Genomic DNA, 15,158 nt, shown 5'->3' with positions numbered 1-15,158 from the left:
GCCAACCCGCAGCTGTGAGATAGATCCCTATGGCTTCTGCCGCCGAGCAACTCGCCGCCAACATCAATTTCAGCGCCTTCGGCAAGGCGCCGGAACTGAAGAAGCGACTCTGGTTCACGCTCGGCGCCCTGATCATCTATCGGCTCGGCACCTGGATCCCCATTCCCGGCGTGGATCCGCAGATCCTGCAGGACGTCTTCTCGCAGCAGGCGGGCGGCATCATCGGCGTTTTCGACATGTTCGCCGGCGGCGCCCTCAGCCGCATGACGATCTTCGCCCTCAACATCATGCCGTACATCTCGGCCTCGATCATCATGCAGCTCCTGACGGCGGTCTCGCCGAACCTGGAAGCGCTGAAGAAAGAGGGCGAGGCGGGCCGCAAGAAGATCAATCAGTACACCCGCTACGGCACCGTGCTGCTGGCCATGTTCCAGTCCTACGGGATCGCCGTGGGGCTGGAGAGCACCCAGGGCACGGCGGGCTCGGCGGTGATCGACCCCGGCCTGTTCTTCCGCATCACCACGGTCATCACCCTGACCGGTGGGACAGTCTTCCTGATGTGGCTGGGCGAGCAGATCACCCAGCGCGGGGTCGGCAACGGCATTTCGCTGATCATTTTCGCCGGCATCGTCGCCAACCTGCCGCTGGCCCTGGTCGAGGTGCTGGAATTGGGCCGGGTTGGGCAGATCTCGCCGATTCTCATCGCCCTGCTGCTGCTCGGCGCCGCCGGCGTGGTGGCCTTCATCGTCTTCATCGAGCGGGCCCAGCGCCGCATCGTGGTGCAGTACCCGAAGCGCCAGGTCGGCAACAAGATGTTCGGCGGCGAGGCCTCGCACCTGCCGATGAAGCTTAACCCCTCGGGCGTCATCCCGGTGATCTTCGCCTCTTCGCTGCTGCTGCTGCCGGCGACCGTCTCCGGCTTCTCCGGCGCCGGCGGGCCGGATTGGCTGAGCTGGGTGAGCATCTATCTGGCCCACGGCACGCCGCTGTTTATGGCGCTCTATGCCGCCCTCATCATCTTTTTCGCCTTCTTCTACACCGGCATCGTTTTCAATCCCGACGACACGGCCGATAACCTGAAGAAGCACGGCGGCTTTGTCCCCGGCATCCGCCCCGGCAAGAACACGGCCGAGTTCCTGCGCCGTATCCTGACCCGCCTGGGCGCCGTGGGCGCACTCTATCTGGCGGCGGTGGCGCTGCTGCCGGAGGCCCTGCGCGCCCAGTACCCGGAACTCCCGTTCTACTTCGGCGGCACCTCGCTGCTGATCGTGGTCACCGTGACGATGGATACCGTCGGGCAGATCCACGCACATCTGCTCGCACACCAATACGAAGGGCTCATCAAGAAGTCCAAGCTTAAGGGGCGCCGTGGATGAACGTGATTCTGTTAGGCCCGCCGGGGGCGGGGAAGGGAACCCAGGCCAAGCGCCTGGAAAAGAGCCATAACCTGGTGCAGCTCTCGACGGGCGACATGCTGCGCGAGGCCGTGGCCTCGGGCAGCGAGCTGGGCCAGAAGGCCAAAGCGCTGATGGATGCCGGGCACCTGGTGCCGGACGACCTGATGATCGCCATGATCTCCGACCGGATCGACCAGCCCGACTGCGCCCAGGGCTTCATCCTGGACGGCTTTCCGCGGACCACGGCCCAGGCCGAGGCGCTGGACGAGATGCTGGCCGAAAAGGGCCTGAAGCTGAACTCGGTCATCGAGATGAAGGTTAACGACGAGATCCTGGTCGAGCGCATCACCGGGCGCTACACCTGCGCGAAGTGTGGCGCCGGCTACCACGATACCTTCCAGAAGCCCAAGGTGGCCGGGGTCTGCGACAACTGCGGCGGCACCGAGTTCAAGCGCCGCGCCGACGACAACGAGGAGACCGTGCGCACCCGTCTGGAGGCCTATCACGCCCAGACCGCGCCGATCCTGCCCTACTACGGCGACAAGGGCGTCCTCAAGGCGGTCGACGGCATGGCCGGGATCGACCAGGTGACCGCCCAGATCGAAAATGCACTGGGGGCGGCATGACGGTTGACTCGCCGCTTTCTGTTAATATAATCCAGCGTTTCCGGCGCTTCCCGCGACCGGACGCTTCTGCTTGTCTAGACATGACTTTCGGGCTCTCGCAGGCCCGGGTCCGCGGCGTTTAAGGAGTTCGCGAAGTGGCACGTATTGCTGGCGTCAACATTCCGACGCAGAAACGGGTCGAGATTGCTCTGACCTACATCCACGGGATCGGCCGGACCAAGGCGACCAGTATCTGCCAGCAGGTCGGTATCCCCCGGGAGCGTCGGGTCAACGAGCTGACCGACGACGAGGTCGCGCGCATCCGCGAGGCCATCGACCGTGACTACGTGGTTGAGGGCGACCTGCGCCGCGAAGTCGCAATGAACATCAAGCGCCTGATGGACCTTGGCTGCTACCGCGGCCTGCGTCACCGCAAGGGCCTGCCGGTGCGCGGTCAGCGCACCAGCACCAACGCACGGACCCGCAAGGGCCCGGCGCGACCGATTGCCGGCAAGAAGAAAGCCGCCAGGTAAAGACGCCAGAAACGATTTAAGCACCAGGAAACGGGCAACAGGCCATGGCCAAACCTCAAGCGCGTCTGCGCCGCCGCGAGAAGAAGAACATCAGCTCCGGCATCGCGCATGTGAACGCTACTTTCAACAACACCATGATCACCATCACCGACGTGCAGGGGAACACCATCTCCTGGTCTTCGGCCGGTGGTCAGGGTTTCAAGGGTTCGCGTAAGTCGACTCCCTATGCAGCTCAGATTGCCGCCGAGGACGCCGGCAAGAAGGCGCAGGAGCACGGCATGCGTACGCTTGAAGTCAACGTGAAGGGCCCGGGTTCGGGCCGTGAATCTGCGCTGCGGGCTCTGCAGGCGGTCGGTTTCACCATCACGGCGATCCGTGACGTGACCCCGATCCCGCACAACGGCTGCCGTCCGCCGAAGCGCCGCCGCGTCTAACACGTGGTTCTTCCCGGGGCGTTGGTTCCCGGGCAGTTGAGAGGCCATGGCGGAGGCTGCCCGCCACCTGGCCTTTTGGCGTCGCAGGGACACCCCGCGCCGCCGGATGTGGAATCGGAACAGCCTAGAAGTCGTGAGGGCACGAGCGTGCTGCAAAAGAACTGGACCGAACTGATCAAGCCGACGAAGCTGGACATCCAGCCCGGACCGGACGCCCATCGCGTCGCCAAGGTCGTCGCCGAGCCGCTGGAACGCGGATTCGGCCTGACGCTGGGCAATGCCCTGCGTCGCGTGCTGCTGTCGTCGCTGCAGGGTGCGGCGGTGACCTCCATCCAGGTTGATGGCGTCCTGCACGAGTTCTCCTCCATTCCGGGCGTCCGCGAGGACGTGACCGACGTGGTGCTGAACGTGAAGGCCATCGCCCTGCGCATGGGCGGCGAGGGACCCAAGCGGATGCGTCTGCGCGCCGAGGGCCCGGGCGAAATCACGGCCGGACAGATCGACACCGGCCATGACATCGAGATCATGAACCCGAACCTGGTGCTCTGCACCCTGGACGACGGCGCCAGCATCGACATGGAGCTGACCGTCGACACCGGTAAGGGTTACGTGGCCGCCAGCCAGAACCGTCCCGAGGATGCGCCGATCGGCCTGGTGCCGGTCGACTCGATCTTCTCGCCGGTGCGCAAGGTCTCCTACAAGGTGGAGAACACCCGTGTCGGTCAGGTCACCGACTACGACAAGCTCACCATGGAACTGGAGACCAACGGCGCGGTGACGCCGGAGGACGCGGTCGCCCTGGCGGCGCGCATCCTGCAGGACCAGCTGCAGCTCTTCATCAACTTCGAGGAGCCGCAGGCGCGCCACGAGGAAGAGGCCGCTTCCGAGCCGCCGTTCAACCGCAATCTGCTGCGCAAGGTGGACGAACTGGAGCTCTCCGTGCGTTCGGCCAACTGCCTGAAGAACGACAACATCGTCTACATCGGCGATCTGGTGCAGAAGACCGAGGGCGAGATGCTTCGCACCCCGAACTTCGGCCGCAAGTCCTTGAACGAGATCAAGGAGGTGCTGGCCACCATGGGGCTGCACCTGGGTATGGAAATTCCGAATTGGCCGCCCGAGAACATCGAGGAACTGGCCAAGCGCCTGGAGGAGCCCTACTAAGGGCCCCGTCGGGGTATTCAAAGTACTGGAGCAATCGGCTCCCCCCGTTTGTACAGATCATCGGCCCGAAGGGCGGCTCTGGCGGACGGCAACAGGATCGGTCTCGTGCGCGAGGCCAGGGATGAAGGGATAGAAAGATGCGTCACGGTCTCCACGGCCGCCGTTTCAACCGGACGGCCAGCCACCGCAAAGCGATGTTCGCCAACATGGCGGCTTCCTTGATCAAGCACGAGCAGATCAAGACCACCCTGCCGAAGGCCAAGGATCTGCGGCGCGTCGTCGATCGTCTCATCACCCTGGGCAAGCGCGGCGACCTGCACGCCCGCCGTCAGGCGCTCTCCGTGCTGCGCGACACCGAGATCACCGCAAAGCTCTTCGACAACCTGGCAGAGCGCTACAAGGAGCGTAACGGCGGCTACAGCCGCGTGCTGAAGGCCGGCTACCGCTACGGCGACATGGCGCCCATGGCGGTCATCGAGCTCGTCGACCGCGATCCCGACGCCAAGGGCCAGGACTCCGGTCCGAGCCAGGAAGCCGTCGAGGAAGCGGACGAGGACTGAGTTTGCTCCTCTCCGGCCGGCACGGCAGGACGATTTCGAAAGGCAGCCCTTTGGGCTGCCTTTCTTGTTTGACGCTCCCGTCCGCGCACCCAAATATGGGGCAGGCCCCGACGGGCGTATGAAGTGGGAAGAGAACCGGTGACCGAACTGCGCGCAAAGCTGGTCAAGCTGCGCCGGACCGCAAGGGCGGTTCCGGCGGCGCTCTGTGTCGCTGTCGTGCTGACCGTCGTGCCCGCCGCCGCACAGCAGCGTGAAGTGCCGCAGAGCCGCGAAGAGGTCATGCTGTCCTTCGCGCCGGTGGTGAAGAAGGCGGCCCCGGCGGTGGTGAACATCTTCGCCAAGCGCCAGGTCGAGCAGCGCAGCGCGGTTTCCTCCCTGCTGGACGATCCCTTTTTCCGGCGCTTCTTCGGCGACGGCCTCGACGACCAGAAGCGCCGCAAGCGCGAGCAGTCGTCGCTGGGCTCCGGCGTCATCGTTGCCGAAGAGGGCTTCATCGTCACCAACGAGCACGTCATCAAGGGCGCCACCGAGATCAAGGTGGTGCTGACCGACCGCCGCGAGTTCGAGGCCGAACTGGTGCTGACCGACGAGCGGACCGATCTGGCGGTGCTGCGGGTCGATCCGGGCGGCGAGAAGCTGCCGACCATCGAGATGCGCGATTCCGACGACGTGGAAGTCGGCGACCTGGTGCTGGCGCTGGGCAATCCCTTCGGCGTCGGCCAGACGGTGACCAGCGGCATCGTCTCGGCCCTGGCGCGCACCCAGGTCGGCATCACCGATTTCAGCTTTTTCATCCAGACCGACGCGGCCATCAACCCCGGCAACTCGGGCGGCGCCCTGGTGACTCTGGACGGCCGCCTGATCGGCATCAACACGGCGATCTATTCGCGCAGCGGCGGCTCCGTCGGCATCGGTTTCGCTATTCCCGCCAACATGGTGCGCACCGTCGTCGACAGCGCCCGCGACGGCCGCGCCCTGGTGCGCGCCTGGACCGGGTTGATCGGCCAGGACCTGACCTCGGACCTGGCCGAGGGGCTGCGCCTGGAGCGGCCGGGCGGCGTTGTCATCAGCGACGTCTACGACGGTGGCCCGGCCGACCGCGCCGGCATCGACCCGGGCGACGTCATCGTCGCCGTCAACGACCAGCCGGTGAACGACCTGCAGTCGCTGCGCTACCGCGTGGCCACCGGCGCGCTGGGCGACAGCCTGGAGGTCGAGATGGTACGCCAGGGCCAGACGCTCAACGCCGAACTGCCGCTCGAGCCGCCCCCGGAAAGCCCGCCGCGCAACGAGGTGCGCCTGCTGGGCCATCACCCCCTTGGCGGGGCCTACGTGGCCAGCCTGTCGCCGGCCCTGGCCGAGGAACTCGACATGCCGGACAACTGGGCCGGGGTGGTGATCACCAAGGTGCAGCGCGGCACGCCCGCCGACCGGGTCGGCTTCCGCGCCCGCGATATCATTCTCTCCCTGAACGGCGAGAGCTATCAGAACTCCGGCAATCTCGCGAACGCCCTCGACCGCATCAGCGGCAAGTGGCAGATCACCTTCAAACGCGACGGCAAGGTCCGCCGGGTCGAGTTCAACTCCTGAGGCCCTGGATGCGGCGGCGGCCATGACCGGACTCTTCGAAAGCCAGGCACCGCGGCCGCTGGCCGACCGCCTGCGCCCCCAGGCGCTGGACGAGGTCGTCGGCCAGGGCCATCTGCTGGCGCCGGAAGGGCCCATCGGGCGCATGGTGCGCTCCGGGCGGCTGGCCTCGCTGATCCTCTGGGGGCCGCCGGGCTGCGGCAAGACCACCATCGCCCGCCTGCTGGCGGCGGAGACCGACCTGGAGTTCGAGCCGCTGTCGGCGGTCTTCTCCGGCGTCGCCGACCTGCGCAAGGTCTTCGAGCGAGCCAAGCAGCGCCGCCTGGCCGGGCGCGGCACCCTGCTGTTCGTCGACGAGATCCACCGCTTTAACCGCGCCCAGCAGGACGGCTTCCTGCCCTTCGTGGAAGACGGCACGGTGGTGCTGGTCGGCGCGACCACGGAGAACCCTTCCTTCGAGCTCAATCCCGCTCTGCTGTCGCGCGCCCAGGTCATGGTGCTGAAGCGCCTGGACGAGACGGCCCTGCGCGAACTGCTGGCCCGGGCGGAGGCGGCGGAGGGCCGCGACTTGCCGTTGACCCCCGAGGCACGCCAGGCGCTCATGGCCATGGCCGACGGCGACGGGCGCTACCTGCTGAACCTGGCCGAGGAGGTCTTCGCGCTGGGCAGCGGGCCCGGGGGGGAAGGGACCTGGAAAGCCGGCGACAAGCTGGACACCGCCGCCCTGGCCCAGGTGGTGCAGAAGCGCGCGCCGGTCTACGACAAGGGGCAGGAGAGCCACTACAACCTGATCAGCGCCCTGCACAAGTCACTGCGCGGCTCCGATTGCGATGCGGCGCTCTACTGGTTCGCGCGCATGCTGGCCGGGGGCGAGGATCCGCACTACATCGCCCGGCGCCTGGTGCGCTTCGCGGTGGAGGACATTGGTCTGGCCGACCCGGTCGCACTCACCCAGTCGGTGGCGGCCTGGCAGGCCTTCGAGCGCATCGGCAGCCCGGAGGGCGAGCTGGCCCTGGCCCAGGCGGTGGTCTATCTGGCGACGGCCCCCAAGTCGAATGCCGCCTACAAGGCCTTCGGGGCGGCCCAGCGCGCCGCCCGCGACAGCGGCTCCCTGGCGCCGCCGGCCCATATCCTCAACGCGCCGACCAAGCTGATGAGCGAGCTGGGCTACGGCAAGGGCTACGCCTACGACCACGACACGCCCGAGGGCTTCTCCGGTCAGGACTATTTTCCCGAGGGACTGCCGCGCCAATCCTTCTACCGCCCGGTCGAGCGCGGCTTTGAAAGGGATGTACGCAAACGATTGGAGTACTGGGAAAAGCTGCGATCCCAGGCGGCCCGGGCCGGCAAGGACCCGGCGGGCGGTTAGCTTTGCGTGCAGTGCGAATCTGCCATTCATCCTTGCCGGTTGTGCCTGGCCGCAAAGCTCGTAATTTGTCACCCATACAATAATCGCCGGTCGCCAAAGAGCGCCGGCTGGCAGGTATACGAGGGTCTAAATGGCGAACTACTGCGTGCCCGAAAAGGGTAAAGCAGCTCTCCTCTGCATCTCCGCGCAGCGCGACTTCGTCGCCTCCGGCTCGCCCGTGCGGGCCTGCGGAAGCCACACGGCGCTGCCGAACATCGGCGCGCTGGTGGATTGCTTCCGCAGCCACGGGGCGCCCATTTACCATTCCGTCCGCCTCTACAAGCCCGACGGCTCCAACGTCGATGCCTGCCGCCGCCAGGCGGTGGAAGAGGGCCAGCGGTACTTCATGCCGGGTACGCTGGGCGCCGAGCTGATCGACGAGTTGAAGCCCGCCAGGGACGTGCGCCTGGACCCGGAACTGCTCTTCGCCGGTGACTTCCAGGAGATCGGCGCCAACGAGTTCGTCCACTACCGGCCGCGCTGGGGCGCCTTCCACAATACCGGGCTGGAGCAGCGCCTGCGCGATCAGCAGATCACCACGCTGGTGATCTGCGGCTTCAGCTTCTCCACCGGCGGCCGCGCCTCGGTCTACGAGGCCAGCGCCCGCGACTTCCGCATCGTCCTGGTGCCCGATGCCCTGTGCAACGCCACCGAAGAGGCGGTCCAGGAACTGGGGCGGATCGGCATCTACCTGATGGACACCGCCAACTGCCTGTCCTGGATGTCCAACGGGTCCTCGGGCTCCGTCGAGGCCGCCTGAGCGCCGCATCCGCCGTTTGCACCTGCTCCCGCGCTTTGCTAGCTAGATGCGGCAGGCGGCCTGCCGGGGCCGCGCCGCCGTATTGTGGCAGGGGACCCCAGCCAGCGAATGGGGGGCCGGCAAGAGTGGCCGGGGGAGAGGACAAAGGGCATGCAGCTTCAGATCATCGCCGCTGTCGCCGCCGGGGGCGCGCTGGGGGCCGTGGGACGCCATTTCGTGGTGGCCCAGGTGACCCACTGGGCGGGCAACGGGTTTCCCCTGGGCGTGCTGACGGCGAATGTCCTGGGCTCCTTCGCCATGGGGCTGCTCATCGAACTGGGCGCTCTGGTCTGGTCGCCCTCGCCGGAGTTGCGGGCCTTCCTCGCGGTTGGCTTTCTGGGCGCCTTCACCACCTTCTCGACTTTTTCCATGGACACCGTCCTGCTCTACGAGCGCGGCGCGATCTGGCAGTGCGCGGGATATATCGTCGCCTCGGTGGTGCTTTCGGTCGGCGCCTTCTTCCTGGCGCTGGGCCTCGTCCGCGCGGCCGTGACGTGAGGAGAACAGCGTGAGCGGCGTTCAGCAGGTGCCGGTCGAGGCGGCGGCCGAGGGTCAACGCCTGGACCGCTGGTTCAAGCAGCACTTTCCGCAGGTCACCCACGGCCGCCTGGAGAAGATGCTGCGCAAGGGCGAGATCCGCGTCGACGGCCGCCGGGTCAAGGCCTCGGCGCGCCTGGAGAGCGGCCAGGTCGTGCGCGTGCCGCCACTGCCCGCGGCGGCGCCCGAGGCGGTGCCTGGTGCGGATTCCAAGGCCCTGACGGTCTCCGCCGCGGAGGCGGAGGCCCTGCAGGCGGCGGTGCTCTACAGGGACGAGAACGTCATCGCGATCAACAAGCCGGCCGGCCTGGCGGTGCAGGGCGGCAGCGGCCAGCGCCGCCACCTGGACGGCATGCTGGACGCCTTGCGCTTCGGCGCCGTGGAACGGCCACGCCTGGTGCATCGCCTGGATCGCGACACGGCGGGCGTTCTGCTGCTGGCCCGCAACGCGCCGGCCGCGCGCAGCCTGACCGCGGCCTTCCGCGGCAAGGACACCCAGAAGATTTATTGGGCGCTGGTCGCCGGAGAGCCGCCCGAGCGCCGCGGCCTCATCGACCTGCCGCTCGCCAAGCAGGCCCTGGGGGGCGGACGCCGCGGCGAGGCGGTGTCCCCGGACGAGGCCGAAGGCAAATCCGCGCGCACCCTGTTCCAGGTGGTGGAGAGCCACCGGGACAGGCGCAGCGGCGAGACGGTGAGCTGGCTGGTGCTGCTGCCGCTGACCGGGCGCACCCACCAGCTGCGCGTCCACTGCGCGGCCCTGGGCACACCCATCGTCGGCGATGGCAAGTATGGCGGCCGTGGCGCCTTCCCGGAGGCGCTGGCGAACGCCAAGACGCTGCACCTGGTGGCCCACGAGCTTGCCCTGCCGGACCCGGAAGTCGGCACCACGCTGCGGGTGACGGCGCCCTTGCCGCCGCACATGGCGGAGACCTGGCAGGCCTTGGGCTTTACGGAAGCGAAGGGCGAGGGGGCGCTCCAGGCGCTCCTTGCCTATGCCGAAGGACTCAGCCACTCGCCGGCCAAGGGCCAGCGGCCGCTGTAGTCCCGTCAGCTCAGAAGCGGAACTGCAGGCGCGGGGACTCCTCGCGATCGGCCACCTGGTCCGGTGCGTCCTTGCGCAGCGAGGCGCCCGGGCGCGGCAGGTTGCGCAGCATCGAAGCCGTGCGGTTGCGCCAGGCCATGTCGTTGACCACCGTGTTCAGATCGAAGTCCCACTGGGGGTTGTCGCCCTTGGGTGTGTACTTGGCAGCCTGCGCCGCGGTGTCGTGGCGCTCCATGGTGCGCAGCCAGTCCTTTGCCTCGGCAGCCCCGGCTTGGATGGAGCAAGCAGCGGAAATGACGATCGCCGCCGCAGCGCAGGTCATGGAAAGCTTGGAAAACATAGTGCCTACCCCTTTTGGTGAGCATTCAGCTTCAATGCGTGTCTAGGGAGTAGTCTCTATGTCCTCACTTTTTATTTCCTTAAATCCTCAGGAAGCACGTAATAAAATCCATAATTGTCACACACTTACAAGTAAAGGAGTTGTTAGGAGTTAGATAATATTTTGGTAATAATTTGGCAAATGTGCAGAGAATATGACTCCTTTCTGGAGTGCTCTTTAGAATCAGATGGTTATTCCTGTGGATTTGGGTTGCCCGAAATTATTCCGCTTCTTGCCCGGCCTTAGTTCGGCCGGACGTGGAGGAGGCTGGCAAAAAAGTGCGGCAGTGCGGGAAGGCCGGAATGGCCGTCAGGCGGGCACCTTGCCGGCCAGCGTCACCCGGTGCATCAGCCGGCGGAAGCCGTGGTAGTCGTTGATCGGGTTGTGCTGGGCGCAGCGGTTGTCCCAGAACGCCACGGCGCCCGGGGACCAGCGGAAGCGGCAGGTGAAATCGGCCTTCACCTGGTGGCGGAACAGGAAGTCCAGGATCGGCTGGCTTTCCTCCTCGGTCATCCCCTCGAAGTGCGTGGTGTGGGCGACGTTCACATAGAGCGCCTTGCGCCCGGTCTCCGGGTGGGTGCGCACCGCCGGGTGGCGCGCGGTCAGCTCGTCGCCCTTCAGGCCGGCCGAGGCCTGTTCCATCATTCCGCTGCGCGTCTTCTGAACCGCCCCCTTGCCTGAGGCGTGCACCGCTGTCAGCCCGTCGAGGAAGCGGCGCAGCGGCGCCGAGAGGGTCTCGTAGGCCAGGTACTGGTTGGCGAACTCGGTGTCGCCGCCGTAGGGCGGGATCTCGATGCCGTAGAGGATCGTCCCCATGGGAGGGGTCCGCAGGTAGGCGGTGTCGCTGTGCCAGAGCCCGCCGAAATTGATGCGGTCCTCCTCGCGCTTGAGGATCGGCGTGATCTCAGGATGTTCGTCCAGGCCCTTCACGAAGGGGTAGGGCACCGGCCGGCCAAAGCGCGCCGCGAAGGCCATGAATTGCTGCGGCGTCAGTTCCTGGTCGCGGAAGAACACCACCAGGTGGTCGAGGAGCGCTTGGCGGATCGCGCCCACCGTGTCGTCGGACAGCTCCGCCGACAGGTCGACACCGGAGATCTCGGCGCCGATGGCGCCGGCGACGGGCGCGACCGCGATCGGGGCGCTGGCGCCCGGGGCGTCCGGCATGTTCCCTCCCGCTTGTTGTTTTTGCCGGCCATCATAGCGCAGGTGGCGCCCGACCGCCGTCCGTCAATCGTCGCGGCGCTTGCGCGAGAAGAGGTCCCGGGCCACCTGACGCATCAGCTGCTCGATCTTCGGATCGTCCAGCGCCTCGACTTCCTCGGCCCAGCCGTCCACGGCGGCCAGCAGGTCGTCGCCGCGGCAGAACCCGGCGCGCAGCTTGATGCGGCCGCCGCTCTCCGGGGAACCGCCGCCGGGCTGTTCCCGGCAGAAGGCAAAGAGGTCGCCGCCGCCCTCAGCCGGGTTGAAGACCAGCACCAGGCGAAAGCGGGGGTCCTCTGCGGCGGTCTGGTCGGTGGTCAGGCGCAGGACGCGGCTCTGCACGGCCTGCTTCATGACCGCGGCCACCTGGTCTTCCAGGCCGTCGCTCTCGCCGAAGGGCATGCCGTCGATCTCCAGGTAGAGCGGGCCCTCGTTCTTGGTCGCGGCCACCAGAAAATCGAAGGCCCCGGTGGGGTGCATAAAGAGGGTCACCGTGGAGGGGCCCTGGTCGCAGGCGGCGGGGCCGAGGAGGGCGGCGGCCAGCAGGGGCCCGGCGAGACGGGGGAGACGGCGATAGGGCGGCATCGTGACGGAGGCTCCCTGCTGACGGCTGGCCCGGACGTACGAATCGTCTTAAGCATGCGGGCCCGACGTGATAGAGACAACGCCCAATGACGGCACCGCCTTTTTCCCACCGCTTCATCGTCTTCGACGTCGACGGCACCCTGGTCGACAGCCAGCACACGGTCGTCCACTGCATGGGCCTGGCCTTCGCCGGGGACGGCCTGCCGGTGCCCGAGCCCGCGGCCATTCGCGGTACCATCGGCCTGAAGCTGGAGGTGGCCATCAACAGCCTGCTGCCGGAGCCCGACGAGGCCCGGGCCTGGCAGCTGGTCGAGGGCTACCGCCGCGCCTTCTTCACGCTGCTCGACGATCCGAAGCACGAGGAACCGCTGTTCCCCGGCACCCTGGAGCTGCTGGACGCCCTGGACCACCCGGAGGTCTTCCTGGGCATCGCCACCGGCAAGAACCGTCGCGGGCTGCGCCGGGTATTGGAGCGTCACCGGCTGGAGCCGCGCTTCCATAACCTGAAGACCGCCGACGACGGTCCCGGCAAGCCGCACCCGCACCTGCTGGAGACGGCCATGGCGGAGGTTGGCGCGGAACCCGGTCAAACCGTTATGATCGGCGACACGACCTTCGACGTGGAAATGGCCCGCGCCGCCGGTTGCGCCGCAGTCGGGGTAAGCTGGGGCAACCACGCCCCGGAGCAGCTGCTGCGCGCCGGGGCCGACTGTGTAATTGATCATTTTTCCGAGCTGGAGCAACAGCTTGTTCGGATGAGCGGAGAACGTGTATGAAGAAGCGACGCGGCAGGCTGCGGCGGATCTTTGCCGCCCTGGTGGCCCTCACCGTGGCGGTGCTGGTTGCGGGCTACGCCATCATCGCCTCGCTGGATGTGCAGCAGGTCGCCGACTTCGCAAGGACGGAGGTCAAGGCCGCCACGGGCCGCGACCTGGCGATCGATGGCCCGGTGGCGCTGCGGGTCTCCCTGGTGCCCTCCATCGACCTGCAGGACGTGCGCTTCGCCAACGCGCCCTGGGGCAGCCGCCCCGATATGGTGACCTTCAGGCGCCTGGAGATCGAGGTCGAGCTGCTGCCCCTGCTGTTCGGCGAGGTGGTGGTGACCCGCCTGGTCGCGGTGGCGCCGGATATCCTGCTGGAGACCGATGCCGAGGGCCGCGGCAACTGGGAGTTTGAGGAAGCGGCCGCGGAGGCCCCGGATGAGCAGGCGCCCGAGCCGGCGGGCGAGGCGGGGGCCGTTTCCCTGCCCGACGTGCAGGACTTCCGCATCGAGGGCGGCCAGCTCACCATGACGGAGGCCGGCTCCGGCGAGACCCTGAGCCTGGAGGTGACAGAGGCGGTGGGCGCGGTGCCCGCCGGCGGCGGTGCGCGCAGCCTGCGTCTCGTGGGCGCCTACAACGGCAACCCCTTCACCCTGGAGGGCAGCTATCCGGGCCTGCCGGCGCTGCTCTCCGGCGCCGAGGGGCCGCTGGACATGACCCTGGCCGCCGGGGGCGTGACGCTGGCGGTGACGGGCCGGGCCGGCGATCTGACCGGGGACATGACCGCCGAGGTGGCCGTCACCGCCGAGGGCGAAAGCCTCGCCGGGTTGTCGCCCTTCGTCGGCGCGGAGTTGCCGGCGCTGGGTCCCTTCAAGTTGTCCAGTGACGTGAAGGCAGCCAATCAAACCATTGAATTTGATGGACTGCGGCTGACGGTGGGCGGCAGCGACCTGGGCGGCAACGCCACACTGGACTTGGCCGCTGCGCGCCCCGCGCTGAAGGCGGCGCTGCTCTCCAAACTGCTCGACCTGGGGGATTTCAGCGGCGGCGAAGGCGCGGCCCCAGGAAGCGCGGGTGGCGGCTCGGCGGGCGGCGGCTCGGCAGGCGGGGGTGACCGGATCTTCTCTGAGACGCCCCTGCCGCTGGAGGGCCTGCGCGCCCTCGACGCCGAGGTGAAGCTGGACGCGGAGCTGCTGCGCCTCTCGCCGGGCCTGGAACTCAACGAGGTCAAGCTGACGCTGGTCCTCAAGGGCGGGGCCCTGACCGTGGAACCGCTGGCGGCACTGCTGGCCGGCGGCACCCTGGACGGCCGCCTCGCCCTCGACGGGGCCAAGGCGGAGCCGGACCTGGCGCTGGCCCTCACCGGGCGCGACATCGACTTCGGCGAACTGTTGAAGCGGGCGGAGGTCAACGAGGGCGTCGGCGGCAAGCTGGAACTCGACGTCGATTTGAAGGGCCGCGGCGCCAGTCCGCATGCCATCGCCGCAGGCCTGGATGGCTACGTCCAGGCGGTCTCGGAAGACGGCACCATCGACAACGCCATGCTGAGTGTTCTCAGCGCCGGTTTGAGCGACATCACAGGGCCGCTGTTCGGGCAGTCGAACCAGACCCGCCTGGAGTGCTTCGTCACCCGCTTCGACGTGGCGCAGGGCCAGGCCAGGAGCCGCGCCCTGGTGCTGGACAGCGGCGCCTTCGCGGTCGCCGGGCGGGGCGGCATCGACCTGGATGCCGAGCGGGTGAATTTGGCTTTCGACACCGAGACCAGCGAGCCCAGCCTGGCCAGCCTCGCCGTCCCGTTCAAAGTCACCGGCCCGCTGAACAACCCCAGCTTCGTGCCCGACCCGATCGGCGCGGTGGCCGGCGCGGTGGGCACCGTCGGCGACGTGGCGGAGAGCGGCGGCAATATCGTCGGCGGCGCGGTCGACAGCGTCGGCGGCCTGATCGGCACCGGGCCGCTGATCGGCCAGAGCGGCGGCGCCACGGCCTCCCTCTGCAGCGAGGCCCTGGCGGCCATCGGCCGGGGCGGGGAGGCCGGGACCGCCCCGGAGAGCGGCCAGTCGTCCTCCTCCTCGGGCGGCATCATCGACGACGCCGGCAAGGCCCTGAAGGATGTGGGCGAGGGGATCGAGGAAGGCTTGAAGAGTCTCTTCGGCAACTAGGTCGGTAA

General features: G+C 67.8%; 16 protein-coding genes. 13 read left to right on the top strand and 3 right to left on the bottom strand.

Features of this window, described 5'->3' with window-relative positions:
• The first annotated feature begins 29 nt into the window (after window positions 1-29).
• From secY to H7X47_RS07775, 11 genes are all read left to right on the top strand, one after another.
• A complete protein-coding gene (gene secY / locus H7X47_RS07825) occupies window positions 30-1,376 on the top strand; it encodes a preprotein translocase subunit SecY (protein ID WP_193368099.1) in 1,347 nt (448 codons plus the stop codon).
• A complete protein-coding gene (locus tag H7X47_RS07820) occupies window positions 1,373-2,023 on the top strand; it encodes an adenylate kinase (protein ID WP_193368098.1) in 651 nt (216 codons plus the stop codon). Before secY ends, H7X47_RS07820 begins: the two co-directional genes overlap by 4 nt.
• 134 nt (window positions 2,024-2,157) lie before the next feature.
• Window positions 2,158-2,535 carry a 30S ribosomal protein S13 gene (gene rpsM, locus H7X47_RS07815; RefSeq protein WP_193368097.1) on the top strand — a complete coding sequence of 126 codons (378 nt, stop codon included), beginning with the start codon at window positions 2,158-2,160 and terminating at the stop codon, window positions 2,533-2,535.
• Between the two features lie 44 nt (window positions 2,536-2,579).
• Complete coding sequence (gene rpsK / locus H7X47_RS07810; RefSeq protein ID WP_193368096.1) at window positions 2,580-2,969, top strand: 30S ribosomal protein S11; 390 nt, start codon at window positions 2,580-2,582, stop codon at window positions 2,967-2,969.
• 147 nt (window positions 2,970-3,116) lie between these two features.
• On the top strand, window positions 3,117-4,133 hold the full coding sequence (locus H7X47_RS07805; RefSeq protein WP_193368095.1) for a DNA-directed RNA polymerase subunit alpha: 1,017 nt from the start codon (window positions 3,117-3,119) through the stop codon (window positions 4,131-4,133).
• 137 nt (window positions 4,134-4,270) lie between these two features.
• The gene (gene rplQ / locus H7X47_RS07800) at window positions 4,271-4,693 is read left to right on the top strand and encodes a 50S ribosomal protein L17 (RefSeq protein WP_193368094.1); all 423 of its coding nucleotides are present in this window, start codon (window positions 4,271-4,273) and stop codon (window positions 4,691-4,693) included.
• Window positions 4,694-4,831: 138 nt separating this feature from the next.
• The gene (locus H7X47_RS07795; RefSeq protein ID WP_319633556.1) at window positions 4,832-6,283 is read left to right on the top strand and encodes a Do family serine endopeptidase; all 1,452 of its coding nucleotides are present in this window, start codon (window positions 4,832-4,834) and stop codon (window positions 6,281-6,283) included.
• Between the two features lie 22 nt (window positions 6,284-6,305).
• The gene (locus H7X47_RS07790) at window positions 6,306-7,649 is read left to right on the top strand and encodes a replication-associated recombination protein A (protein WP_193368093.1); all 1,344 of its coding nucleotides are present in this window, start codon (window positions 6,306-6,308) and stop codon (window positions 7,647-7,649) included.
• Between the two features lie 130 nt (window positions 7,650-7,779).
• Complete coding sequence (locus H7X47_RS07785) at window positions 7,780-8,448, top strand: cysteine hydrolase family protein (RefSeq protein WP_193368092.1); 669 nt, start codon at window positions 7,780-7,782, stop codon at window positions 8,446-8,448.
• 150 nt (window positions 8,449-8,598) lie between these two features.
• Window positions 8,599-8,985, top strand: a complete 387-nt coding sequence (crcB, locus tag H7X47_RS07780; RefSeq protein ID WP_193368091.1) for a fluoride efflux transporter CrcB — start codon at window positions 8,599-8,601, stop codon at window positions 8,983-8,985.
• A 10-nt stretch (window positions 8,986-8,995) separates the two neighbouring features.
• Window positions 8,996-10,066 (top strand): RluA family pseudouridine synthase, encoded by a 1,071-nt coding sequence (locus tag H7X47_RS07775; protein WP_319633555.1) that lies wholly within the window; start codon window positions 8,996-8,998, stop codon window positions 10,064-10,066.
• A gap of 10 nt (window positions 10,067-10,076) precedes the next feature.
• On the opposite strand, the gene H7X47_RS07770 is transcribed toward H7X47_RS07775, so the two are convergent.
• The 3 genes from H7X47_RS07770 to H7X47_RS07760 all read right to left on the bottom strand — a co-directional run bounded on the left by H7X47_RS07770 (window position 10,077) and on the right by H7X47_RS07760 (window position 12,230).
• Entirely contained in the window at window positions 10,077-10,406 is a 330-nt protein-coding gene (locus H7X47_RS07770) for a hypothetical protein (protein WP_193368090.1), read from the bottom strand.
• Between the two features lie 348 nt (window positions 10,407-10,754).
• A complete protein-coding gene (locus tag H7X47_RS07765; protein WP_193368089.1) occupies window positions 10,755-11,609 on the bottom strand; it encodes a TauD/TfdA dioxygenase family protein in 855 nt (284 codons plus the stop codon).
• Between the two features lie 63 nt (window positions 11,610-11,672).
• Window positions 11,673-12,230 (bottom strand): hypothetical protein, encoded by a 558-nt coding sequence (locus H7X47_RS07760; protein WP_193368088.1) that lies wholly within the window; start codon window positions 12,228-12,230, stop codon window positions 11,673-11,675.
• Window positions 12,231-12,316: 86 nt separating this feature from the next.
• On the opposite strand from H7X47_RS07760, the gene H7X47_RS07755 reads away from it, so the two are divergent.
• Both H7X47_RS07755 and H7X47_RS07750 read left to right on the top strand, forming a co-directional pair.
• Window positions 12,317-13,006 (top strand): HAD-IA family hydrolase, encoded by a 690-nt coding sequence (locus H7X47_RS07755; RefSeq protein ID WP_193368087.1) that lies wholly within the window; start codon window positions 12,317-12,319, stop codon window positions 13,004-13,006.
• On the top strand, window positions 13,003-15,150 hold the full coding sequence (locus H7X47_RS07750; protein ID WP_193368086.1) for an AsmA family protein: 2,148 nt from the start codon (window positions 13,003-13,005) through the stop codon (window positions 15,148-15,150). Before H7X47_RS07755 ends, H7X47_RS07750 begins: the two co-directional genes overlap by 4 nt.
• Window positions 15,151-15,158 lie beyond the last annotated feature (8 nt).

Source organism: Pelagibius marinus, from assembly GCF_014925385.1.
In the GTDB taxonomy this organism is placed as follows: Bacteria; Pseudomonadota; Alphaproteobacteria; order Kiloniellales; family Kiloniellaceae; genus Pelagibius; species Pelagibius marinus.
Note: the sequence above shows the minus strand (reverse complement) of the source record. Positions and strands in the feature narration are given on the sequence as shown.

Bases quoted from the DNA above. Each gene is read 5' to 3' on its own strand.
- secY (WP_193368099.1), top strand. From the start codon at position 30: ATGGCTTCTGCCGCCGAGCAACTCGCCGCCAACATCAATTTCAGCGCC.
- H7X47_RS07820 (WP_193368098.1), top strand. From the start codon at position 1,373: ATGAACGTGATTCTGTTAGGCCCGCCGGGGGCGGGGAAGGGAACCCAG.
- rpsK (WP_193368096.1), top strand. From the start codon at position 2,580: ATGGCCAAACCTCAAGCGCGTCTGCGCCGCCGCGAGAAGAAGAACATC.
- rplQ (WP_193368094.1), top strand. From the start codon at position 4,271: ATGCGTCACGGTCTCCACGGCCGCCGTTTCAACCGGACGGCCAGCCAC.
- H7X47_RS07790 (WP_193368093.1), top strand. From the start codon at position 6,306: ATGACCGGACTCTTCGAAAGCCAGGCACCGCGGCCGCTGGCCGACCGC.
- H7X47_RS07785 (WP_193368092.1), top strand. From the start codon at position 7,780: ATGGCGAACTACTGCGTGCCCGAAAAGGGTAAAGCAGCTCTCCTCTGC.
- crcB (WP_193368091.1), top strand. From the start codon at position 8,599: ATGCAGCTTCAGATCATCGCCGCTGTCGCCGCCGGGGGCGCGCTGGGG.
- H7X47_RS07770 (WP_193368090.1), bottom strand. From the start codon at position 10,406: ATGTTTTCCAAGCTTTCCATGACCTGCGCTGCGGCGGCGATCGTCATT.
- H7X47_RS07765 (WP_193368089.1), bottom strand. From the start codon at position 11,609: ATGCCGGACGCCCCGGGCGCCAGCGCCCCGATCGCGGTCGCGCCCGTC.
- H7X47_RS07760 (WP_193368088.1), bottom strand. From the start codon at position 12,230: ATGCCGCCCTATCGCCGTCTCCCCCGTCTCGCCGGGCCCCTGCTGGCC.
- H7X47_RS07755 (WP_193368087.1), top strand. From the start codon at position 12,317: ATGACGGCACCGCCTTTTTCCCACCGCTTCATCGTCTTCGACGTCGAC.
- H7X47_RS07750 (WP_193368086.1), top strand. From the start codon at position 13,003: ATGAAGAAGCGACGCGGCAGGCTGCGGCGGATCTTTGCCGCCCTGGTG.